This window comes from Pseudomonas orientalis (assembly GCF_022807995.1).
Taxonomy (GTDB): domain Bacteria; phylum Pseudomonadota; class Gammaproteobacteria; order Pseudomonadales; family Pseudomonadaceae; genus Aquipseudomonas; species Aquipseudomonas orientalis_B.
The window spans coordinates 846,709-869,066 of record NZ_CP094351.1 but is presented as its reverse complement, the minus strand read 5'-3'; the positions used below and the strand labels follow the sequence as shown (position 1 = coordinate 869,066).

Below are 22,358 nucleotides of genomic sequence, written 5' to 3'. Positions count from 1 at the left end.
GCTCCTTATTGAAGTTGCCGCCATAAGACTCGCCGAAACCGCGCGCCGTTGGCCTCCTCCACCCGCGCATACACCGTCTCGAGTACCGTGCGCGATTGGCCACCCAGCCCCACAGCCGTCACCCGAAAGAGCGCGGCCGGGGTATGCGGCGGTAAATGCGCCTGGCCCATGCCCAGTCCCAGGGATTGAACGCCATACACCCCGTCCTTGAACGCCACCCACTTCACCGTCGAGACCGGATTTGGCCCGGCGCCAACCACCGAAAATGCATCGGCGGGCGGCGCGCAGCTGATGATCGAGTTGCAAAGTGGCAGCGCAAGCCCGCCCCTGCGTACCGCCGATTCCCCGAGCCGCAGGCCACTTTCGGCCGTCTGGAACGATTGATTACGTTGCCACAGGCTAGTGGCGACCTTCTGCTGGGAAATCGCGCCTTGCATCGACGACAAGCCCACCAGTGACAGCAACAGCAGAAATACCAGACTGATCAGCAGTACCGTCCCAGCCTGGCGCACCTGGCGATAACTACTCATGGGCATCGTCCTACTCCAGCCGGTTGCGCAGCGCCGCCACGACGCTATAGGCCTGATCCTTCACTCGCCCGGTCGGGTCCTGCAGGGTCATGCGGATGCGCACACTGCGTATCAACGCTACGTCGGCAGGGTGGCTGTCGTAACGCACCACGTCCGTCGATTCAGGCCTGGCCGCCACCCCGAAACTGATCTCGAAGGCCCGCACGTTATCTATCAGCACTGCCTTGGCCGGTGCCGATGGGGTACTGATCTTCAACTGCCCCGCCTCATGGGTGTAGGTGAGCTCACGTATGGCAAACCGAATCTGGCCCGGCGCGATCACAGGCGGCGTGCCGGCGTAAGCCTGTGCCTTGTCCTTGCAGTCGGACACCACCGTCCAGTCCGGCTTGCCGGCACCGTCGCCGGCATTGGCGGTCACCAGTGTCAGTGACATAGCGCTTGCCGACATGTCCCAGCCAATCGGCCGATCAAAGGCCGCCGGGGCATTGTCGATAAAGGCTGGGGCCAGACACCCCAGCATGCCTGCCTGGCGAATATCCTGGACCAGCTTGCTCAGGACGAATCGCGCATCATCCTGCAGCACCATCGCGGCTTGCTGGCTGGCCTGAGTCAACCGCGCACTGATCAGCACCTGGCTCGCGCCAAGGATCAGCACCAGACCGACGGCCAACGCCAGCAGCAGCTCCACCAGCCCAAAACCACGTGCAGGACGGTTCATTGCGATCTGCCTTGGTCATTGGCGATACGACTGGTCAGGGTGAAGATTTGCCGCGTACCCAGGCTGCCCGCCGCCCTGGCATCATCCCAACTGATGCTGATGGTGACTGCGTTGCCGCTGACCGTCACAGCGCCTTTGGCGTCCTTGCCGGCAAAACCCAGGATATTGGTTTCGAAATCATGCAAGTCCAGGTCACGCACGCTGGCGGTCGAGGTGCCGGGCGGCGCGCGCTCGGCTTGCGCCCAGGCGTAATCGACACCGGCATTGGCGCGAATTCGGTCGAGCATGTCGTAGGCAATGAAACTGGCCTGGCTGGTCATCCGTGCGCTGTCAGTGTATTTGAGCGCGTTGAGCTGTATAGCCGCGGCCCCCAGCAGCCCCAGAGCCAGGACCAGCAGCGCCACCAGCACCTCGATTAGCGTCATGCCGGATTGAGGTCGATGAACCGCGCGTAGAAATAATCTATTTCGGCAGAAAGGCATTACCGTCGTCATCCATGTCGAAGGCTTTAGAAAAACAGCAGAACCCTGCTGTACGCCCCAAGACTAGCGCCGGTTTTTAGCCGCGGCCGCTGCCGGAACAAAGGGAAATACATTGGACGTAAAGGCCATCATTCAGCATCAGGGACCAAACGCTATACCTATGCCTGTCACTTGAAGATCACCCGCATCCACGGAAGGAGCGCACATGACACAACGAGGGTTCACCTTGATCGAATTACTGCTGGGACTGGTCGTGACGGGCTTCCTGGCGCAGTTGGCCATACCCGGCTTCAAGGGTTTGCTGGAATCGCAGCAGCGACAAAGCATGGCCCAGGCACTGGCCGACGGGCTGCGCTATGCGCGCAGCGAGGCGATCGCACGCAATCGTGCAGTGATCATCCATGCACGGAAGCAGGACTGGAGCCAAGGGTGGCGGGTGATCCTGGATATCAGTGGTCGCGGCCATCTGGATGACGACAATCCGGTGCTACTGGAGCGACAGGACAGCGGGCGCGTACCGGTGGCAGGTAATGGCCCGGTCAGCAGCCAGGTTCGTTTCAGCGCATTGGGAGAGCCGGTATTTGCAGGCGGCGGATTTCGTGCCGGCACCGTGCATGTGTGCGACACGACGCAGGCACGAAGCCTGTATCAGGTAGTGCTGGCGCCGAGTGGGCGTGTCAGCCTGCGCAGTGACAAGACCGAGCAGGCGTTATGCCGTGGCTGAGCGAACCTGGCTCAGAGCAGCGAGCGTACCCGCAGCTCCTTGGGCATTGAAAACGTGATGTTTTCTTCGCGCCCCGCCAATTCATCGGCGCCAGTGGCGCCCCAGGCGTGCAATTGCTGAATGACGCCACGCACCAGAACTTCCGGAGCCGAGGCGCCCGCCGTGATGCCGATGCGCTCGACACCGTCGAACCAGCTGCGCTGCATATCCTCGGCACCGTCGATCAGGTACGCCGGTGTCGCCATACGCTCGGCCAACTCACGCAAGCGGTTGGAGTTGGAGCTGTTGGGGCTGCCGACCACCAGCACCACATCACACTCGTCGGCCAGTTGCTTGACCGCGTCCTGGCGGTTTTGCGTGGCGTAGCAGATGTCGTCCTTGCGTGGGCCGCCAATGGCCGGGAAGCGCGTGCGCAAGGCATCGATAACGCGACTGGTATCGTCCATGGACAAAGTGGTCTGGGTCACGAAGGCCAGGCGTTCCGGGTTCTGCACTTGCAGGTTGGCGACGTCTTTTTCGTCCTCCACCAGGTAGATGGCGCCGCCATTGCTGGCATCGTACTGGCCCATGGTGCCTTCTACTTCCGGATGGCCGGCGTGGCCGATCAGGATGCATTCACGGCCATCACGGCTGTAGCGCGCCACCTCGATGTGCACCTTGGTCACCAGTGGGCAGGTGGCATCGAAGACTTTCAGACCACGGCCGGACGCTTCGGTGCGTACGGCCTGGGACACGCCGTGGGCGCTGAAGATGACGATCACATCGTCAGGCACCTGGTCGAGTTCTTCGACGAAGATGGCGCCGCGAGCACGCAGATCCTCGACAACGAATTTGTTGTGGACGACTTCATGCCGCACATAAATCGGCGGCCCGAAGACTTCCAGGGCGCGGTTGACGATTTCGATCGCCCGGTCCACACCGGCACAGAAGCCACGGGGGTTGGCGAGTTTGATTTGCATGCTGTGCCTCGTGTCTTGCAGCCACATTGAGTCAATAAGAACGCTGACTCAACCGACAATGGAAATCAAAGGTGGGAGGGGGCTCGCTCCCGATAACGGTATATCAATCTGCACATACTTAGCTGATACACCGCTATCGGGGGCAAGCCCCCTCCCACATTTTAGACCTTGCAGGGTCAGTTACAGCGCCTTGACGTTGATGATCTCGACGTCGAAGGTCAGTGTCTTGCCAGCCAAAGGGTGGTTGAAGTCGATGGTCACTTGCGTGTCATCGAAGGCTTTGACCACGCCCGGCAATTCCGTATTCGCCGCATCATTGAAGATCACCAGCAGGCCTTCGGACAGATCCATGCCTTCGAACTGCGAACGCGGGATGATCTGCACGTTTTGCGGGTTGGGTTGGCCGAAGGCATTTTCCGGCAGGATCTGCAGGTTGCGCTTGTCGCCAGCCTTGAAGCCGAACAAAGCCGCTTCAAAACCCGGCAACAGATTGCCATCACCGACCTTGAAGGTCGCCGGGGTTTTGTCGAAGGTGCTGTCGACCGTGTCGCCATTCTCCAGGCGCAGTGCAAAATGCAAGGTGACTTCCGTGTTCTGGCCGATGCGTTGCTCAGCCAATACCTGATCAGTCATTGACGGTCTCTCCGGTTTTCTTGCTCTTGAACATGTCCAGCGCCAGCATGATTGCACCGACGGTGATGGCGCTGTCGGCGAAGTTGAACGCCGGGAAATAATGGCGGTTCTGCCAGTGCACCAGAATGAAATCGATCACATGGCCCAGGGCAATGCGGTCGTACAGGTTGCCCAGCGCGCCGCCCAACACCAGGGCCAGCGCGATGGCCAGCCAAGTGTCATCCCTGCCCAGGCGCTTGAGCCACACCACCAGCACCGCACTGACCACCACGGCGATCAGTGCGAACAACCAGCGCTGCCAGCCACCGCCATCGGCGAGAAAGCTGAAGGCCGCACCGGTGTTGTACGCCAGGGTCCAGCTGAAGTAATCCGGGATTACCACGATCTGCTGGAACATTTCCAGGGTGCCTTCGAAATGAGCCTTGCTGACCTGGTCGATGACCAACACCAGCACGCTCAGTACGAGCCAGCCCAGACGTCCGAAACGACTGGCTACATTAGGCATAGTGGCGGACCTCGCCTGCACCGCTGATGTTATCCACGCAACGACCGCAGATTTCCGGATGCTCGGGGTTCACGCCGACATCTTCACGGCAGTGCCAGCAACGGGCGCATTTAGGGAAGGCCGACTTGACCACCTTGAGCTTCAGGCCCGGTACCTCGGTAGCCACGGCATCTGCCGGAGCCTGGGCGAATGGCGCCAGGCTGGCGGTAGAGGTGATCAACACAAAGCGCAATTCGTTGCTCAGCTTGGCGAGGTCGGCGGTCAGGCCTTCCTCGGCAAACAGGGTGACTTCGGCTTGCAGGTTGCCACCCACGGCCTTGGCCGCGCGCTGCACTTCCAGCTCCTTGTTCACCGCAACCTTAACGGCCATCACGCCTTCCCAGTACTCGCGGCCCAGTTCGAAGTCGGCCGGCAGTTCGGTCAGGCCTTCGTACCAGGTGTTGAGCATGACGGACTCGTTACGCTCGCCCGGCAGGTATTCCCACAGCTCGTCGGCGGTGAACGCCAGGATCGGTGCGATCCAGCGCACCAGCGCTTCGCTGATGTGATAGAGCGCGGTCTGCGCCGAGCGGCGCGCCTTGCTGTTGGCGCCGGTGGTGTACTGGCGGTCCTTGATGATGTCGAGGTAGAAGCCACCGAGCTCCTGCACGCAGAAGTTGTGGATCTTGGAGTAGACGTTCCAGAAGCGGTACTCGCCGTAGTGTTCCTGCAGCTCGCGCTGCAGCAACAGGGCGCGGTCCACGGCCCAGCGGTCGAGGGCGAGCATGTCCTCGGCCGGCAGGATGTCGGTGGCCGGGTTGAAACCGGTCAGGTTCGACAACAGGAAGCGCGCGGTATTACGGATGCGACGGTAGGCATCGGCGCTGCGGGCCAGGATCTGGTCGGACACGGCGATTTCGCCCGAGTAATCGGTCGACGCGACCCACAGACGCATGATGTCGGCGCCCAGGGTGTCGTTGATCTTTTTCGGCTCGATCACGTTCTTCAACGACTTCGACATCTTGCGGCCGTTTTCGTCGACGGTGAAGCCGTGGGTCAGCAGCTCGCGGTACGGCGCGTGGTTATCGATGGCGCAACCGGTCAGCAGCGACGAGTGGAACCAGCCACGGTGCTGGTCCGAACCTTCCAGGTAGAGGTCGGCACGCGGGCCGGTCTCGTGGCCCATCGGGTGCGAACCGCGCAGCACGTGCCAGTGGGTGGTGCCCGAGTCGAACCACACGTCGAGGGTGTCGCTGATCTTGTCGTACTGCGGCGCTTCATCACCCAGCAGTTCGGCGGCATCCATTTTGAACCAGGCTTCGATACCTTCCTGTTCAACGCGCTGGGCCACGACTTCCATCAACTCGACGGTGCGCGGGTGCAGTTCGCCGCTTTCCTTGTTCAGGAAAAACGGGATCGGCACGCCCCAGTTACGCTGGCGGGAGATGCACCAGTCCGGACGGTTGGCGATCATCGAGTGCAGGCGCGCCTGGCCCCAGGCCGGGACGAACCTGGTGCCTTCGACGGCCTTGAGCGAGCGCACGCGCAGGGTTTCGCCGCTGGCCGGCTCTTTGTCCATGCCGATAAACCACTGCGCGGTGGCGCGGTAGATCAACGGGGTCTTGTGGCGCCAGCAGTGCATGTAGCTGTGCTGGATGGTGGCGGTTTGCATCAGCGCACCGACTTCACGCAGCTTTTCGATGATTGCAGGGTCGGCCTTGAAGATGAACTGGCCGCCGAAGAACTCCAGCGACGGCACGTAGACACCGTTGCTCTGCACCGGATTGATGATGTCATCGTTGACCAGGCCGTACTGCTTGCAGATCACAAAGTCGTCCACGCCATAAGCGGGCGAGCAATGAACGATGCCGGTACCCGAACCCAGTTCGACGTAGTCAGCCAGGTACACCGGCGACAGGCGGTCGTAGAACGGGTGACGGAAGTTGATCAGCTCCAGCGCGGAGCCGGTGGTGGTGGCGATCACCGAACCTTGCAGCTCGTAGCGCGCCAGGCACGACGCGACCATTTCTTCGGCCAGCACCAGCAGGCGATCACCCACGTCCACCAGCGCGTAGGTGAACTCTGGGTGCACGTTCAGCGCCTGGTTGGCCGGGATGGTCCAAGGTGTCGTGGTCCAGATCACGATGGCAGCCGGCTTGGCCAGCGATGCCAGGCCAAAGGCCTCGGCCAGCCGGGCCTCGTCGGCGATCGGAAAGGCCACGTCGATGGTCGAGGACTTCTTGTCTTCGTACTCGACTTCCGCCTCGGCCAGGGCCGAACCGCAGTCGAAGCACCAGTTCACGGGCTTGAGACCCTTGAACACGAAACCGCCCTTGACGATTTCGGCCAAGGCGCGGATTTCACCGGCCTCGTTCTTGAAGCTCATGGTCTTGTACGGGTTGTCCCACTCGCCCAGCACACCCAGGCGGATGAATTCGGACTTCTGCCCTTCGATCTGCTCGGTGGCGTAGGCACGGCACAGTTCGCGGGTTTTATCCGCGCCCAGGTTCTTGCCGTAGGTCACTTCGACCTTGTGTTCGATCGGCAGGCCGTGGCAGTCCCAACCCGGGACATACGGCGCGTCGAAGCCCGACAGGGTCTTCGAACGCAGGATCATGTCCTTGAGAATCTTGTTCAGCGCATGACCGATATGAATCGTGCCGTTGGCATAAGGAGGGCCGTCGTGCAGGACGAATTTCGGACGATCCTTGCCAATTTCGCGCAACTTTCCGTACAGGCCAATACTGTCCCAGCGCTGCAAGATCTGCGGTTCGCGCTGTGGCAGGCCGGCCTTCATTGGGAAGGCGGTGTCCGGAAGGTTTAGCGTGGCTTTATAGTCGGTCATTTAAGGCTCTTCGGTTAGCGATGGGCGCTAGGTGCGGCTAGTGCACGGGCGGCGGCGACATCCGCATTGATCGCCGTTTTCAACGCCTCAAGGGAGGCGAAACGCTGCTCTTCACGCAGCTTCTGGTGGAAAACCACGGTTAAACGCCGGTCATACAAGTCACCGGCAAAATCCAAAAGGTGAACTTCCAGGTGGGCCTTGCCATCACCTGCAACCGTGGGCCTGACGCCTATGTTGGCGACTCCCGGCCACGATTGGCCGTCGATGTCGACGCTCACCAGGTAAACCCCGGTCAGCGGCACACGGCGGCGCTTGAGTTGCACGTTGGCGGTTGGCGTGCCCAGTTGGCGTGCCAGCTTCTGGCCGTGCAGGACCCGACCGGCAATGCGGAACGGGCGACCGAGCAAACGCTCGGCCAAGGCGAAGTCGGCGGCGGCCAGGGCGTTACGCACCTGGGTACTGCTCACGCGCAGGCCGTCGAGTTCGACGGTTTGCGCGGCTTCGACGGTAAACCCCTGGTTTATGCCGGCCTGTTGCAGGAAATCGAAATCGCCGACGCGGTCGCAACCAAAACGGAAGTCGTCGCCGACTTCCAAATGCTCAACGCCCAGGCCATCGACCAGGATACGGTCGACGAACTCTGCGGCGCTCAGGCTTTGCAAACGCTGGTTGAAGGCCAGGCAGAGGACGCGGTCCACGCCTTCTTCAGCCAGCAGTTGCAGCTTGTCGCGTAAGCGGGCAAGACGGGCCGGCGCAGTCTCGGGGGTAAAATATTCCCGCGGCTGTGGCTCGAAAATCACCACGCAGCTGGGCACACCCAACTCGACCGCACGCTCGCGCAGCCTGGCCAGGATGGCCTGGTGGCCACGGTGAACACCGTCAAAGTTGCCAATAGTGGCGACGCAGCCCCGGTGCTCGGGGCGCAGGTTGTGGAGACCTCGAACCAGCTGCATAACGCGCTTCTTGCTCATAAAGTGGTCGATTATAACCACACCCGGCCCCGGACGACAGGCAACAGCACAGGCCAAATGGATCGATTCGATAAAACAGCCGTTTTATCGCGGCAAACTCCCTACCCCAGCGACTTGCGATTGAAATCGCGCAGACGGAAGCCCTGAAGCAGCAACATCCCGAAGTACACCACCACGCCTGCCACTACCAATACGCCCAAACGCATGAAGCGCTCCAGCATGTGGCCCTGGTCCCAGGCCGGCATGACGTGCATCAGGCCAAGCAACACGGCGGACATCGCGGCAACCGCCACCAGCAACTTGAGGGTGAACGCGCCCCAGCCGGGCTGCGGTTGGTACATCTGCTGCTTGCGCAGTTGATAGAACAGCAGGCCGGCGTTGATACAGGCACCGGCACTGATCGCCAGCGCCAGGCCGGCATGGGCCAACGGGCCGATAAACACCAGGTTGAGCAGTTGCGTGACGATCAACGTGAAAATCGCGATCTTTACCGGTGTGCGGATGTTTTGCTGGGCGTAGAAGCCCGGCGCCAGCACCTTGATCACGATAATGCCGAGCAAGCCAACGGAATACGCCACCAGCGCATGCTGGGTCATCAAGGCGTCGTGCGCGTCGAATTGCCCGTACTGAAACAGCGAGACCGTCAAGGGTTCAGCCAGGATTCCCAGGGCCAGGGAGCATGGCAACACCAGCAGGAAACACAGGCGCAGACCCCAGTCGAGAATGCGTGAGTATTCCTGGCGGTCCTTGCTCGCATAGGTGCGCGCCAGGGTCGGCAGCAAAATGGTGCCCAGGGCCACCCCGAGCACGCCGGACGGCAACTCCATCAGGCGATCGGCGTAGTACATCCACGACACCGAACCGGACACCAGCAACGAAGCGAATGCCGTATTGATGATCAGGGAAATCTGACTGACCGACACACCGAGGATCGCCGGCAACATATTGCGCATCACGCGCCAGACGCCGGTGTCCTTGAGGTTCAGACGCGGCAGCACAAGCATGCCGATCTTTTTCAAGTGCGGCAGTTGATAGAGCAACTGGGCCAGACCGCCAGCCAGTACGGCCCACCCCAGGGCCATGACCGGTGGGTCGAAGTACGGCGTAAGAAACAGCGCAAAGATAATCATGCTGACGTTAAGCAGCGTCGGCACGAAGGCCGGCACCGAGAAACGGTTCCAGGTATTGAGAATCGCCCCGGCGAGCGATGACAGCGAGATCAGCAATATATAAGGAAAGGTCACACGCAGCAGGTCGGTGGTCAGCGCGAACTTTTCCGGTGTATTGGCAAAACCGGGGGCTGTGGCCCAGATCACCCACGGCGCAGCGAGCATGCCCAGAACGGTCACCAGCATCAACACCAGGGTCAAAAGGCCCGAGACATAGGCGATGAAGGTCCGGGTTGCCTCCTCTCCCTGCTGGGTCTTGTATTCGGCCAGGATCGGCACGAAGGCCTGTGAAAACGCGCCTTCGGCGAAAATCCGGCGCAACAGATTGGGCAGTTTAAAGGCAATGAAGAAGGCATCCGTGGCCATACTGGCGCCAAAAATGCGCGCCAGCAGGGTGTCACGCACAAACCCCAAAACCCGGGAGATCATCGTGATAGAGCTGACGGCGGCCAACGATTTGAGCAGATTCATTGAAAGAGTTTGCGCCTATAGATAAAGAGCAGGCGAACAAAGCGCCTACTTATGCGATACTGCGCGCCTGCAACAGCACAGAGCCAAAGCTGGCGAGTTTACAGGTCAAGCGCCGGAAATAAATCACCCGCCTCTTCAGATCGACCACTCAGCAGTTCGCATCAGCCGCCCTTGACAACCCATCAAGTCATCGGCATGATTCGCGGCCTATTTTGTTTGCTATTTCCTAAAAAGTCTTTCGAGGAGCTCGACGGTGGCCAACACACCTTCCGCCAAAAAACGTGCAAAACAGGCTGAGAAGCGTCGCAGCCACAACGCCAGCCTGCGTTCCATGGTTCGTACCTACATCAAGAATGTAGTTAAAGCCATCGACACCAAAGACGCTGAAAAAGCCCAAGCTGCTTACGTTCTGGCCGTGCCAGTTATCGACCGTATGGCCGATAAAGGCATCATCCACAAGAACAAGGCCGCTCGTCATAAGAGCCGCCTGAATGGCCACATCAAGGCTCTGAACGTTGCTGCTGCAGCCTAAGTGGTAACAACTGCCGCGTGACCTCGGGTTGCGTAACAGTTAAGAAATGCCCCGTACCGAAAGGTCCGGGGCATTTTTGTTTTCTGGAATATGTGGGAGGGGGCTTGCCCCCCGATAGCGGTGTATCAGTACCGGATATTCTGACTGACACACCGTCATCGCGGGCAAGCCCCCTCCCACATTGACCCCAAGAGTGTCAGGTAGATATTTTCAAGCACAAAAAAACGCCCCGAACCAGTCGGGGCGTTTTTTGCTATCTATTGATCAAGCCACAATCAATGGTGATGACCGCCTTCACCGTGGACGTGGCCGTGGGCCACTTCTTCCTGGGAAGCGTCGCGGATGGCAACGATCTTCACCTGGAAGTTCAGGCGCTGGCCCGCCAGAGGGTGGTTGCCGTCGACGGTCACGTCGTCGCCGTCCAGGTCGCGGATGGTCACGATCTGCATCTGGCCGTCCGGCGCGGAAGCGTGGAACTGCATGCCCACTTCCAGCTCATCAACACCTTCGAACATGCTGCGGCTCAAGGTGCTGACCAGTTCGGCGGAGTATTCGCCGTAGGCATCCTCAGGTTCTACGGCAACGGTCAGTTCGTCACCAACCGCCTTGCCTTCCAGCGCCTTTTCCAGGCCTGGGATGATGTTACCCGCGCCTTGCAGGTAGACCAGCGGCGCGCCGCCGGCTGAGCTGTCGATGACCTCACCAGCGTCGTTGGTCAGGGTATAGTCGATGGAGACAGCCTTGTTAGCGGCGATCGTCATGGGGCGAGACCTTTTGCATAAGAATGAAGAACGGACAAGTCTAAACAAGGATTTGCCCGAAAGCGAACAGAACCCGGACAGACGGGGCCGACCAACGGTCTCGACGATCAGCGGATTCCACCAGGACGACGACCTGCACTGGGTCGCCGAGCTGTCCTGCGGCCACACCCAGCATCTGCGCAACCAGCCGCCCTGGCAGTCGCGTGCCTGGGTGCTCGACCCCGCGCAACGCGTTGAAAAAATAGGCCAACCCTTTGCGTGCGGCTGGTGTGCGCAACAACACGAATAACGATAACCTTGGCGCCTGATTCGCGGTAGGCACTCACGCATAGAGCGCCACCCCAGCCATGCACCTCCAGAGAATCCGCATGCAGACTTTTTTTATCGCGCCCACCGATTTTGGTGTGGGTCTGACCTCCATCAGCCTTGGGCTGGTGCGTACCCTGGAACGCGCCGGGCTGAAGGTTGGTTTCTTCAAACCGATTGCCCAGCCACACCCTGGCGATACCGGCCCTGAGCGCTCGACCGAACTGGTGGCGCGTACCCACGGCCTGAAACCGCCACAACCTCTGGGCCTGGCCCATGTCGAGCGCATGCTCGGCGACGGCCAATTGGATGAGCTGCTCGAAGAAATCATCACGCTGTACCAGCAAGCCGCCGTGGGCAAGGACGTGCTGATCGTCGAAGGCATGGTGCCGACCCGCAGCGCCAGTTATGCGGCCCGGGTCAACCTGCACCTGGCCAAGAGCCTGGATGCGGAAGTGATCCTGGTCTCGGCCCCGGAAAACGAAGTGCTTACCGAACTGTCCGGCCGAGTGGAACTGCAGGCTCAACTGTTCGGCGGCCCGAAAGACCCGAAAGTACTCGGCGTGATCCTCAACAAGGTGCGCACCGACGAAAGCATGGAGGCCTTCTCGGCGCGCCTCAAGGAGCACTCGCCGTTGTTGCGCAGCGGTGATTTCCGCCTGCTCGGCTGCATTCCCTACCAGCCCGAACTCAACGCGCCGCGCACCCGCGACGTGGCCGACCTGATGGGTGCGCAGATCCTCAATGCCGGCGACTACGAAACCCGGCGCATGACCAAGATCATCATCTGCGCGCGCACCATGCGCAACACCGTGGAACTGCTCAAGCCCGGCGTGCTGGTGGTGACGCCCGGCGACCGCGACGACATCATCCTCGCCGTCAGCCTGGCCGCGATCAACGGCGTACCGCTGGCCGGCCTGCTGCTGACCAGCGACACCCTGCCCGACCCGCGCATCATGGAGTTGTGCCGCGGTGCGTTCCAGGCCGGATTGCCGGTACTGTCGGTGAGCACCGGTTCCTACGACACCGCCAACCAGCTCAATAGCCTCAACAAGGAAATCCCCATCGATGACCGCGAACGCGCGGAGATCATCACCGACTTCGTCGCCGGCCACCTCGATGCGCGCTGGCTGCACCAACGCTGCGGCACGCCACGGGAGATGCGCCTGTCGCCGGCGGTATTCCGCTACCAGTTGATCCAGCGCGCCCAGGCCGCCAACAAGCGCATCGTGTTGCCCGAAGGCAGCGAGCCGCTGACCGTGCAGGCCGCTGCAATCTGCCAGGCGCGGGGCATCGCCCGTTGCGTGCTGCTGGCCAAGCCGGCGGACGTGGAAGCCGTCGCTCGCGCCCAGGGCATCGAATTGCCCGAAGGCCTGGAGATTCTCGACCCGGACCTGATTCGTCAGCGCTACGTCGAGCCGATGGTGGCACTGCGCAAGAGCAAGAGCCTGAACGCACCGATGGCCGAGCAGCAGTTGGAAGACAGCGTGGTGATCGCCACCATGATGCTCGCCCTGGATGAAGTGGACGGACTGGTCTCCGGCGTTACCCACTCCACCGCCAATACCATCCGCCCTGCCCTGCAGCTGATCAAGACGGCGCCGGGCTGCACCCTGGTGTCGTCGGTGTTCTTCATGCTGTTCCCCGAGCAGGTGCTGGTGTACGGCGACTGTGTGATGAACCCGCACCCCAGCGCTGCGGAGCTGGCGGAAATTGCCCTGCAAAGCGCCGACTCGGCGGCCGCGTTCGGCATCACTCCACGCGTGGCGATGATCAGCTATTCCAGCGGCGATTCGGCCAGTGGCGAGGAAGTGGAAAAAGTCCGCGAAGCCACCCTGCTCGCCCACGAACAGCAAAGCTCACTGCTGATCGACGGCCCGCTGCAATACGACGCCGCCGCCAACGAAAGCGTGGCCCGGCAACTGGCGCCCAACAGCCAGGTCGCCGGCAAGGCCACGGTCTTCGTGTTCCCTGACCTGAACACCGGCAACACCACCTACAAAGCGGTGCAGCGCAGCGCCGATTGCGTAAGCCTGGGGCCAATGCTCCAGGGCCTGCGCAAACCGGTCAACGACCTGCCACGTGGCGCCCAAGTGGACGACATCGTATACACCATCGCCCTGACCGCGATCCAAGCCGCCAACCGACCTATGGATATCTAAATGCTGGATTTTCTACCTGCCGCCGTACGTGGGGTGATCGCGTCCCTGCTGTTGGCACTGAACACGATCCTGCTGTGCTCGTTCCTGTTTATCGTCGCACTGTTCAAGGCGCTGCCCTTCGCCAAGCGCTTCAGCGAATGGTTGATGAATCACACCCACGAAGCCTGGGTCACCAACAACAAGGGCTGGATGAACCTGGTGCGGCGCACACGCTGGCACCTGAACGGCCTGGAAGGCCTGGATTACCAGCATTCGTACCTGGTGACCAGCAACCACCAGAGCTGGGTCGACATCATGGTGCTGCAATACGTGCTCAATCGACGGATTCGCCCGCTGAAGTTCTTCCTCAAGCAGGAGCTGATCTGGGTGCCGGTGATTGGCCTCGCGTGGTGGGCCCTGGGCTTCCCGTTCATGAAGCGCTACACCAAGGCTTACCTGGAAAAACACCCGGAAAAGAAAGGCAAGGATCTGGAAACCACCCGCAAGACCTGTGCGAAGTTTCGCGACAACCCGGTGGGCATCTTCAACTTTGCCGAGGGCACGCGGTTTACCCCGGGCAAGCATGCGCAACAGAAGTCACCGTTTCGCTATCTGCTCAAGCCCAAGGCCGGTGGTATCGCATTTGTGCTGGATGCCATGGGTGAGCAATTGAAGTCACTGGTGAATGTGACCATCCACTACCCAGCCGGGCGTCCGGGGTATTGGGACTTACTGTGCGGGAATGTGAAGGACGTGGTGGTGCAGTTCGAAGAAGTGCCGATTCCGGCCGGGTTCATTGGCAGGAATTACGAGCAGGATGGAGAGTATCGGTTGGCGTTCCAGGGCTGGATCAACCAGCTGTGGGAAGACAAGGATGCATTGCTAGACAAGCTGCACACCGATTACCCAGACCGCAACTGATCAAAAATGTGGGAGGGGGCTTGCCCCCGATTGCTGAGTGTCAGTCACTGCATCTTTTGACTGACACACCGCCATCGGGGGCAAGCCCCCTCCCACATTTGATCAAGTACCGGCTTAGATCGCGCCGCGCTGGCGCAACAGCTCCAGCACCTGCTTGACGCTGTCTTCCAGCGACAGGGCCTGGGTGTCGATCACCAGGTCGGCATTCAATGGCACATCGTACGGGAACGACTCACCCGGAATGTTATCCCCACCGGCAGCGTACAGCCCTTGCGGATCACGCTCGGCGCACACCAATGGCGACGCTTGCACGTACACCGTCAGCAGGCGGTCGCTGCCAATCAGCGCCTTGGCCTGTTCACGGCCTTCGGCATCCGGGGCGACGAACGCGGCCAGGGTCAGCAGGCCGGCTTCGTTGAACTGGCGCGCCACGTGAGCGGCACGCCGCCAGTTCTCGGTACGCCCGGCGCGGTCCTGGGGCAGGCCCTTGTTCAGGTCGTGACGCAGGTTCTGGCCATCCAGTACAAACACCGCACGGCCCAGGTCGAACAACTTGCGTTCAACCGCATAAGCCAGGGTGCTCTTGCCGGCGCCGGACAGGCCGCTGAACAGCACAGTGGCCGGCTGCTGGCCAAAGCGCAGGGCGCGCTCTTCGGTGGCCACGTGGGCCAACCTGCCGTGCTGCGCTGCGCTGCCATGGGTCACCGGCGGCGCGATGATCATGCCTGCCGCAACGGTGCCGTTGGTCAAACGATCGATGACGATAAAGGCGCCGGTGGTGCGGTTGCTGTCGTAACCGTCCAGGGCGATGGCGGCGTCGAGGCTGACCTTGACCCGGCCGATCTCGTTCAGTTGCAGCGAGCTCGCCGGGCCTTCGGCCAGGGTGTTCACGTCCACACGGTGCACGATGCTGGTGATGGACCCCGGCACGTAGCTGGTGGCGCGCTTGATGTCGTACTTCTTGCCCGGCAGCATCGGCTCTTCGGCCATCCACACCAGCATGGCGTCGAAGGCGTCGGTCACTTGCGGCACGTTGTCGGCGTGGACCAGCAGGTCGCCACGGGAAATATCGATCTCGTCTTCCATGGTCAGCGTCACCGCTTGACCAGGCCCCGCATGTTCCAGCTCGCCCTCGAAGGTGACGATGGATTTCACGCGGCTGCTCTTGCCCGACGGTAGCACCACCACTTCGTCGCCCTTGTGCACGATGCCGCTGGCCAGGGTGCCGGCAAAACCACGGAAGTTCAGGTTCGGCCGGTTGACGTACTGCACCGGGAAACGCAGGTCGGTGTAGTTGCGGTCGTTGGCGATCTCGACGGTTTCGAGGATCTCCATCAGCGACTGACCGGTGTACCAGGGCGAACGTTCGCTCTTGTTCACCACGTTGTCGCCCTTGAGCGCCGACATCGGCACAAAGGCCAGGGTGCTCGGCTTGAAGGCGATGCCGTCGGCGAACTTCAGGTAATCGGCCTTGATCGACTCGAATACGCTCTGGTCAAAGCCATTGATGTCCATCTTGTTGACGGCGACCACGATGTGCTTGATGCCCAGCAGCGAGGCGATGAAGCTGTGGCGACGGGTCTGGGTCTGCACGCCGTAGCGGGCGTCGATCAGGATGATCGCCAGGTCACAGGTGGACGCACCGGTGGCCATATTGCGGGTGTACTGCTCATGGCCGGGGGTGTCGGCGATGATGAATTTGCGTTTGGCGGTGGAGAAGTAGCGGTAGGCCACATCGATGGTGATGCCCTGTTCACGCTCGGCCTGCAGGCCGTCGACCAGCAGCGCCAGGTCGATGTCATCGCCGGTGGTGCCGGATTTTTTCGAATCGCGGGTGATGGCTTCCAGGTGATCTTCGTAGATCATCTTGGAGTCGTGCAGCAGGCGCCCGATCAGGGTGCTCTTGCCGTCGTCGACGTTGCCGCAGGTCAGGAAGCGCAACATTTCCTTGCGCTCATGCTGGCCCAGGTAGGCGAGGATGTCCTCGCTGATCAAATCAGATTGATGCGACATGACAGCCCCTTAGAAATAACCTTGACGTTTTTTATCTTCCATCGAGCCTGCACCATCGTGGTCGATGACACGGCCCTGGCGCTCGGAAGTTCGCGTCAGGAGCATTTCCTGAATGATGTCCGTCAGCGTCTCGGCTTCGGACTCCACCGCGCCCGTCAACGGGTAGCAGCCAAGGGTACGGAAACGCACTTTCTTTTTGACGATACGGGCTTTGTCTTCGTCTGACAGGTGCTCGAGGATGCGCTCGTCGTCAATCATGATCAACGTGCCGTTCTTCTCGATCACGTCGCGTTCGGCGGCGAAGTACAGCGGCACGATCGGGATGCCTTCGAGGTAGATGTACTGCCAGATGTCCAGCTCGGTCCAGTTGGACAGCGGGAACACACGGATGGATTCGCCCTTGTTGACGTTGCCGTTGTAGACGTTCCACAACTCCGGGCGCTGGTTCTTCGGGTCCCAGCGGTGCTTGCTGTCGCGGAATGAGTACACGCGCTCTTTGGCACGGGATTTCTCTTCATCGCGACGTGCGCCGCCGAACGCCGCGTCGAAACCATGCTTGTCCAGGGCCTGCTTGAGGCCTTCGGTCTTCATGATGTCGGTGTGCTTGGCGCTGCCGTGGGTGAACGGGTTGATGTTCTGCGCCACACCGTCCGGGTTGATGTGGGTGATCAGGTCCAGACCCAGTTCCTCGACCATTTTGTCGCGGAACCTGTACATTTCCTGGAATTTCCAGCGGGTGTCGACGTGCATCACCGGAAACGGCAATTTGCCCGGGAAGAAGGCCTTGCGCGCCAGGTGCAGCATCACGGCGGAGTCTTTACCGATCGAGTAGAGCATCACCGGGTTGTCGAACTCGGCGGCGACCTCGCGGATGATGTGGATGCTTTCCGCCTCCAGCTGTTTCAGATGCGTCAGTTTGTCGACCATGGCTACTCACGGAAAAACGATCGTGTGGACGGCCAGCGGGCCGTGTTCGAGCGGGGCATGCTAGCACAGCACCTGCTTCTATTCAGGGCGCCAACTAGATCGAAACGGTATATGAATATACCCCTGAGTTTGGCCCGGAATGCGGTCAAGTGTGGGAGGGGGCTTGCCCCCGATAGCGGTGGATCAGTGAAATGGATACTGACTGACACACCGCAATCGGGGGCAAGCCCCCTCCCACATGAAGTCCCGCTGTATGGCTCAGATCGGGTTCGGGCAGTCGATGAACAGGTGTTCCAGAGCAAAGCGTCGCGCCAGGTAATCGCCCAGTGCCTGCACGCCATAGCGTTCGGTGGCGTGATGGCCGGCGGCGATGAAGCTGATGTCGTTTTCGCGGGCACTGTGGAAGGTCTGCTCGGAGGCTTCGCCGCTGATAAACAGGTCGACGCCCGCGGCAATCGCATTGTCAATATAGCCCTGGCCGCCCCCGGTGCACCAACCGACGCGGCGGATCATCGCGCTGCCTTCGATCAGCAGCGGTTCGCGGCCCATCACGTCCTGCACGCGACGGGCGAAGTCGCGCGGTGACAGCGGCTCGGCGAGCGAGCCGACCAGGCCGACGACTTTGGGGTTGCCGGGGTCCAGCGGGCCTTCGACAGTAATGTCCAGTTGCCTGGCAAGCTGCACGTTATTGCCGACATCGGGGTGCAGATCCAGGGGCAGATGGTAGGCCAGCAGGCTGATGTCGTGCTTGAGCAAGGTTTTCAGGCGACGCTGCTTCATGCCGGTGATGCAAGGGTTTTCACCCTTCCAGAAATACCCGTGGTGCACCAGGATCAGGTCGGCCTGGGCTTCGACGGCGGCGTCCAGCAGGGCCTGGCTGGCGGTGACGCCGCTGACGATGCGCATCACCTGGGGCCGGCCCTCGACTTGCAGGCCGTTGGGGCAATAATCGGCGATTTTCAGGCTGCCAAGGTAGCGGTCCGCTTCCTCGACGAGGGTGGTAAGGGGGACGGCCATAAAAGACTCCTAAATATCCGGTTCGCAGGCGTCACAGCCTCGTATAATGCGCGACATTATGGGCGCTCCCGCGCCCCCTGCAACCTGTCAGGACTTACTTGATGCTCAAGGCGCTGCGTTTTTTTGGATGGCCATTACTGGCTGGCGTGCTGATCGCGATGCTGATTATTCAGCGTTATCCCCAGTGGGTCGGCCTGCCCAGCCTGGATGTGAACCTGCAGCAGGCCCCGCAAACCAGCACCGTGGTGCAAGGCCCGGTGACCTATGCCGACGCTGTGGTCATCGCCGCCCCCGCCGTGGTCAACCTGTACACCACCAAGGTGATCAACAAGCCGGCGCATCCCCTGTTCGAAGACCCGCAGTTCCGCCGCTATTTCGGTGATAACGGGCCCAAGCAGCGCCGCATGGAGTCCAGCCTCGGTTCCGGGGTGATCATGAGCCCCGAAGGCTACATCCTCACCAATAATCACGTGACCACCGGCGCCGACCAGATCGTGGTGGCCCTGCGTGACGGCCGCGAAACCCTGGCCCGCGTGGTGGGCAGCGATCCGGAAACCGATCTCGCGGTACTGAAGATCGACCTGAAGGATTTACCGTCGATCACCCTCGGCCGCTCCGACGGCCTGCGCGTGGGTGACGTGGCGCTGGCCATCGGCAACCCGTTCGGCGTCGGCCAGACGGTGACCATGGGCATCATCAGCGCCACCGGGCGTAATCAGTTGGGCCTTAACAGCTACGAAGACTTCATCCAGACCGACGCGGCGATCAACCCCGGCAACTCCGGCGGCGCGCTGGTGGATGCCAACGGCAACCTGACGGGGATCAACACGGCGATTTTCTCCAAGTCCGGCGGCTCCCAGGGCATCGGCTTTGCGATCCCGGTGAAGCTGGCGATGGAGGTGATGAAGTCGATCATTGAACACGGCCAAGTGATTCGTGGCTGGCTGGGCATTGAAGTCCAGCCTTTGACCAAAGAGCTGGCCGAGTCTTTTGGCCTGACCGGGCGCCCGGGCATCGTGGTCGCGGGGATTTTCCGCGACGGCCCGGCGCAGAAAGCCGGCCTGCAGCTGGGCGATGTGATCCTCAGCATCGACGGCGCACCCGCCGGTGATGGCCGCAAGTCAATGAACCAGGTGGCGCGGATCAAGCCGACCGACAAGGTGGCGATCCAGGTGATGCGCAACGGCAAGGAACTCAAGCTGTCGGCGGAAATCGGCCTGCGCCCGCCTCCGGCCACGGCACCGGTGAAGGAAGAGGAATAAGCGGCATCGACGAAGTGCCCGTTCGCGGGCACTTGTAACGTTATATTACATAACAACTCTTCTCATTAGACATGTTATATTGTTTCAATATTGACATTGGAACACTCTATCATGCCGTCTCGAAAGTTTGTGCCCCTGGCCGGCCTGGCCCTGGGTTTGCTGCTCGACCCTGCCTACGCCGAAGAAAACACCCTGGAGCTGGACACTATCAGCGTCACCACCGACGCGTACGAGTCGGCGACCGGCCCGGTGCAGGGCTACCGGGCGACCCGCTCCGCCAGTGCCACCAAGACTGACACCGCCCTGCGCGATATCCCGCAATCGATCAGCGTGATTCCCGCCACGGTGCTCAAGGACCTGGGCAGCACCAGTGTGGAGCGCGCCCTGGAGTTTGCCGGCGGCGTCTCCAAGCAAAACAATTTCGGCGGCCTGACCCTTTACGAATACAGCGTGCGCGGCTTCACCACCTCCGAGTTCTACCAGGACGGCTTCAGCGCCAATCGCGGCTACCCGAGCACGCCGGACGCGGCGAACATCGAACGCATCGAAGTGCTCAAGGGGCCGGCCGCCAGCCTGTACGGGCGTGGCGATCCAGGCGGTACGGTGAATATCGTCAGCAAGAAACCCCAGCCCGAGGCCTTCACCACGCTGCAAACCAGCGCCGGCAGCTGGGATCGCTACCGCACCGCGCTGGACGTGAATACGCCGCTCGACAGTGAGGGTCGCGTGCTGTCGCGTGTGAACCTGGCGGTTGAAGACAACCACAGTTTCCGCGATCACGTGGACGCCAAGCGAGTGTTCGTCGCGCCGTCCTTCAGTTGGGAACTGGACCCGGATACCACTCTGCTGGTGGAAAGCGAATTCGTGCGCCATGCCTCCACCTTCGACCGCGGCATTGTCGCCAACACCGGCATGTCCCACTCCACGTTCCTTGGCGAGCCGGACGACGGCACTATCCGCAACCACAACAACCGCATCCAGGCCGCGTTGGAACATCATCTCAACGATGCCTGGAAGCTGCGCCTGGCCAGTCACTACAAACAAGGCAGCCTGTGGGGCGACGCTTCGGAAAGCCGCGCGCTGAACGCCGATGGACACACCGTCAACCGCCGCTACCGCGAGCGCTCAACCGGCTGGCACGACAGCATCACCCAACTGGAACTGCGCGGGCTGTTCGATATCGGCAGCTGGCAGCATGAACTGCTGGTCGGCACCGAGTACGAGGACTACCGCAAGAAGGAACGAGTGACCGCCATTGGCGGCAGCAACTACCCCATTGATCTCTACAACCCGGTCTACGGCCAGCCAAAACCCAATGGCACGCGCACCGGTACCGATTTCTTCGAGCAGACCCAAAGCCATGCGCTGAACCTGCAGGACCAGATCGTCTTCACCGACCGCCTGCGCGGCATGGTGGGCGCGCGCTTCGAGCATTTCGAACAGAGCACCGACGATTTCACCCGCAACCACGCCAAAAGCCGGCAAACCCACGACGCCTTCACCCAACGCGCCGGCCTGCTCTATCAACTCACACCCCAGCTCGGGGTATTCGCCAACGCCTCCACCTCGTTCAAACCCAACAGCGGCCTGGATGCCGGTGGCAAGACCTTCAAGCCCGAAGAAGGTGTGGGGTATGAAGTCGGGGTCAAGAGCGAGTTGTTTGACGACCGCCTCAGCGCCACCCTCGCCGCCTTCCATATCGAAAAGGAAAACGTGCTGACCCTGGACCCGGCGACCAACACCAACCGCGCCATGGGCAAGGCGCGCAGTCAGGGCCTGGATCTGCAACTGACCGGGCAGGTCACCGACGCCATCCGCGTGATCGGCGCCTTCGCTTATATCGACGCCGAAGTGACCAAGGGCGACAAAGACATCCCCACGGGAAGCCGCATCCTCGGCGTCGCCAAACGCAGCGGCAGTCTGTTGGGGGTGTATGAATTCCAGGACGGCGCGTTGCGCGGTTCGGACCTGGGGGCGGCGTTTACCTATGTGGGGGATCGCTCCGGTGAAGCGGGAACAGGCTTTGAACTGCCCGCTTACCACACCGTCGATCTGCTGGCGCATTACAAGGCGACGGAGAATGTCACCGTGGGGCTGAACCTCAACAACCTGTTCAACGAGAAGTACTACGAGCGCTCCTACAGCAGCTATTGGGTCAACCCGGGCGAGCCGCGCAACTTCACAGTCAGCCTGAGCCTCAACCTCTGACAGACATGGGACTAAATGTGGGAGGGGGCTTGCCCCCGATGGCGGTGTATCAGTCAAATAGGCTGAGACTGACACCCTGCTATCGGGGGCAAGCCCCCTCCCACATTGGATCACCGCAAGGCGTGATTGAGCCGCGCAACGTCAGCGCCAGCCTGAGCCTCAACCTCTGACAGACATGGGACTAAATGTGGGAGGGGGGCTTGCCCCCGATAGCGGTGTATCAGTCAAATAGGCTGAGACTGACACCCTGCAATCGGGAGCAAGCCCCCTCCCACGATTGGATC

At 61.2% G+C, this 22,358-nt stretch carries 19 protein-coding genes and 1 pseudogene; 7 read left to right on the top strand and 13 right to left on the bottom strand.

Annotation, left to right across the window (positions count from 1 at the left end):
- Positions 1 to 5: 5 nt before the first annotated feature.
- From MRY17_RS03695 to pilV, 3 genes are read right to left on the bottom strand one after another with little or no spacing between them, the layout of a single operon-like run.
- A complete protein-coding gene (locus MRY17_RS03695) occupies positions 6 to 530 on the bottom strand; it encodes a pilus assembly PilX family protein (protein WP_191951684.1) in 525 nt (174 codons plus the stop codon).
- 10 nt (positions 531 to 540) lie between these two features.
- Complete coding sequence (locus tag MRY17_RS03690; protein WP_191951685.1) at positions 541 to 1,248, bottom strand: PilW family protein; 708 nt, start codon at positions 1,246 to 1,248, stop codon at positions 541 to 543.
- Positions 1,245 to 1,730, bottom strand: a complete 486-nt coding sequence (gene pilV / locus MRY17_RS03685) for a type IV pilus modification protein PilV (protein ID WP_181282243.1) — start codon at positions 1,728 to 1,730, stop codon at positions 1,245 to 1,247. The genes MRY17_RS03690 and pilV overlap by 4 nt, the downstream gene beginning before the upstream one ends.
- A 205-nt stretch (positions 1,731 to 1,935) precedes the next feature.
- Here pilV and MRY17_RS03680 point away from each other — a divergent pair.
- Positions 1,936 to 2,512, top strand: a pseudogene (locus MRY17_RS03680) (GspH/FimT family pseudopilin).
- Here MRY17_RS03680 and ispH read toward each other — a convergent pair.
- The 6 genes from ispH to murJ all read right to left on the bottom strand — a co-directional run bounded on the left by ispH (position 2,466) and on the right by murJ (position 9,986).
- Positions 2,466 to 3,413, bottom strand: coding sequence for a 4-hydroxy-3-methylbut-2-enyl diphosphate reductase (ispH, locus tag MRY17_RS03675; protein ID WP_057725850.1), 948 nt, complete (start codon positions 3,411 to 3,413; stop codon positions 2,466 to 2,468). The pseudogene MRY17_RS03680 and the gene ispH sit on opposite strands and share 47 nt — an antisense overlap.
- 180 nt (positions 3,414 to 3,593) lie before the next feature.
- Complete coding sequence (locus MRY17_RS03670; protein WP_243353911.1) at positions 3,594 to 4,031, bottom strand: FKBP-type peptidyl-prolyl cis-trans isomerase; 438 nt, start codon at positions 4,029 to 4,031, stop codon at positions 3,594 to 3,596.
- A 7-nt stretch (positions 4,032 to 4,038) separates the two neighbouring features.
- Positions 4,039 to 4,551 carry a signal peptidase II gene (gene lspA, locus MRY17_RS03665; RefSeq protein ID WP_124422324.1) on the bottom strand — a complete coding sequence of 171 codons (513 nt, stop codon included), beginning with the start codon at positions 4,549 to 4,551 and terminating at the stop codon, positions 4,039 to 4,041.
- Complete coding sequence (gene ileS / locus MRY17_RS03660; protein ID WP_243353313.1) at positions 4,544 to 7,375, bottom strand: isoleucine--tRNA ligase; 2,832 nt, start codon at positions 7,373 to 7,375, stop codon at positions 4,544 to 4,546. Before ileS ends, lspA begins: the two co-directional genes overlap by 8 nt.
- A 14-nt stretch (positions 7,376 to 7,389) precedes the next feature.
- Positions 7,390 to 8,328 carry a bifunctional riboflavin kinase/FAD synthetase gene (gene ribF, locus MRY17_RS03655; RefSeq protein ID WP_181282238.1) on the bottom strand — a complete coding sequence of 313 codons (939 nt, stop codon included), beginning with the start codon at positions 8,326 to 8,328 and terminating at the stop codon, positions 7,390 to 7,392.
- A gap of 119 nt (positions 8,329 to 8,447) precedes the next feature.
- Positions 8,448 to 9,986, bottom strand: a complete 1,539-nt coding sequence (gene murJ / locus MRY17_RS03650) for a murein biosynthesis integral membrane protein MurJ (protein ID WP_181282237.1) — start codon at positions 9,984 to 9,986, stop codon at positions 8,448 to 8,450.
- 253 nt (positions 9,987 to 10,239) lie between these two features.
- Between murJ and rpsT the strand changes: the two genes are divergently transcribed.
- Positions 10,240 to 10,518 (top strand): 30S ribosomal protein S20, encoded by a 279-nt coding sequence (rpsT, locus tag MRY17_RS03645; RefSeq protein ID WP_003171647.1) that lies wholly within the window; start codon positions 10,240 to 10,242, stop codon positions 10,516 to 10,518.
- Positions 10,519 to 10,793: 275 nt separating this feature from the next.
- Here rpsT and MRY17_RS03640 read toward each other — a convergent pair whose 3' ends face one another.
- On the bottom strand, positions 10,794 to 11,279 hold the full coding sequence (locus tag MRY17_RS03640; protein WP_003171645.1) for an FKBP-type peptidyl-prolyl cis-trans isomerase: 486 nt from the start codon (positions 11,277 to 11,279) through the stop codon (positions 10,794 to 10,796).
- On the opposite strand from MRY17_RS03640, the gene MRY17_RS03635 reads away from it, so the two are divergent.
- The 3 genes from MRY17_RS03635 (at position 11,278) to MRY17_RS03625 (ending at position 14,647) form a co-directional block, all read left to right on the top strand.
- Positions 11,278 to 11,568 carry a DUF3565 domain-containing protein gene (locus MRY17_RS03635; protein ID WP_347710230.1) on the top strand — a complete coding sequence of 97 codons (291 nt, stop codon included), beginning with the start codon at positions 11,278 to 11,280 and terminating at the stop codon, positions 11,566 to 11,568. The two genes, MRY17_RS03640 and MRY17_RS03635, sit on opposite strands and share 2 nt — an antisense overlap.
- A gap of 79 nt (positions 11,569 to 11,647) precedes the next feature.
- Positions 11,648 to 13,747 (top strand): phosphate acetyltransferase, encoded by a 2,100-nt coding sequence (pta, locus tag MRY17_RS03630; protein ID WP_243353311.1) that lies wholly within the window; start codon positions 11,648 to 11,650, stop codon positions 13,745 to 13,747.
- Positions 13,748 to 14,647 carry an acyltransferase gene (locus MRY17_RS03625; RefSeq protein ID WP_243353310.1) on the top strand — a complete coding sequence of 300 codons (900 nt, stop codon included), beginning with the start codon at positions 13,748 to 13,750 and terminating at the stop codon, positions 14,645 to 14,647.
- Positions 14,648 to 14,761: 114 nt separating this feature from the next.
- Here MRY17_RS03625 and cysN read toward each other — a convergent pair whose 3' ends face one another.
- The 3 genes from cysN to MRY17_RS03610 all read right to left on the bottom strand — a co-directional run bounded on the left by cysN (position 14,762) and on the right by MRY17_RS03610 (position 18,604).
- Complete coding sequence (cysN, locus tag MRY17_RS03620; RefSeq protein ID WP_243353309.1) at positions 14,762 to 16,660, bottom strand: sulfate adenylyltransferase subunit CysN; 1,899 nt, start codon at positions 16,658 to 16,660, stop codon at positions 14,762 to 14,764.
- 9 nt (positions 16,661 to 16,669) lie between these two features.
- Positions 16,670 to 17,587, bottom strand: coding sequence for a sulfate adenylyltransferase subunit CysD (cysD, locus tag MRY17_RS03615; RefSeq protein ID WP_181282233.1), 918 nt, complete (start codon positions 17,585 to 17,587; stop codon positions 16,670 to 16,672).
- A 258-nt stretch (positions 17,588 to 17,845) separates the two neighbouring features.
- Positions 17,846 to 18,604: a Nif3-like dinuclear metal center hexameric protein gene (locus tag MRY17_RS03610; RefSeq protein WP_243353308.1), complete on the bottom strand. Its 759-nt coding sequence runs from the start codon at positions 18,602 to 18,604 to the stop codon at positions 17,846 to 17,848.
- Positions 18,605 to 18,705: 101 nt separating this feature from the next.
- Between MRY17_RS03610 and algW the strand changes: the two genes are divergently transcribed.
- Together algW and MRY17_RS03600 are read left to right on the top strand one after the other, a co-directional pair.
- Complete coding sequence (gene algW, locus MRY17_RS03605; RefSeq protein ID WP_181282232.1) at positions 18,706 to 19,866, top strand: Do family serine endopeptidase AlgW; 1,161 nt, start codon at positions 18,706 to 18,708, stop codon at positions 19,864 to 19,866.
- 111 nt (positions 19,867 to 19,977) lie between these two features.
- Positions 19,978 to 22,074: a TonB-dependent siderophore receptor gene (locus MRY17_RS03600; RefSeq protein ID WP_243353307.1), complete on the top strand. Its 2,097-nt coding sequence runs from the start codon at positions 19,978 to 19,980 to the stop codon at positions 22,072 to 22,074.
- The last annotated feature ends 284 nt before the right edge of the window (positions 22,075 to 22,358 follow it).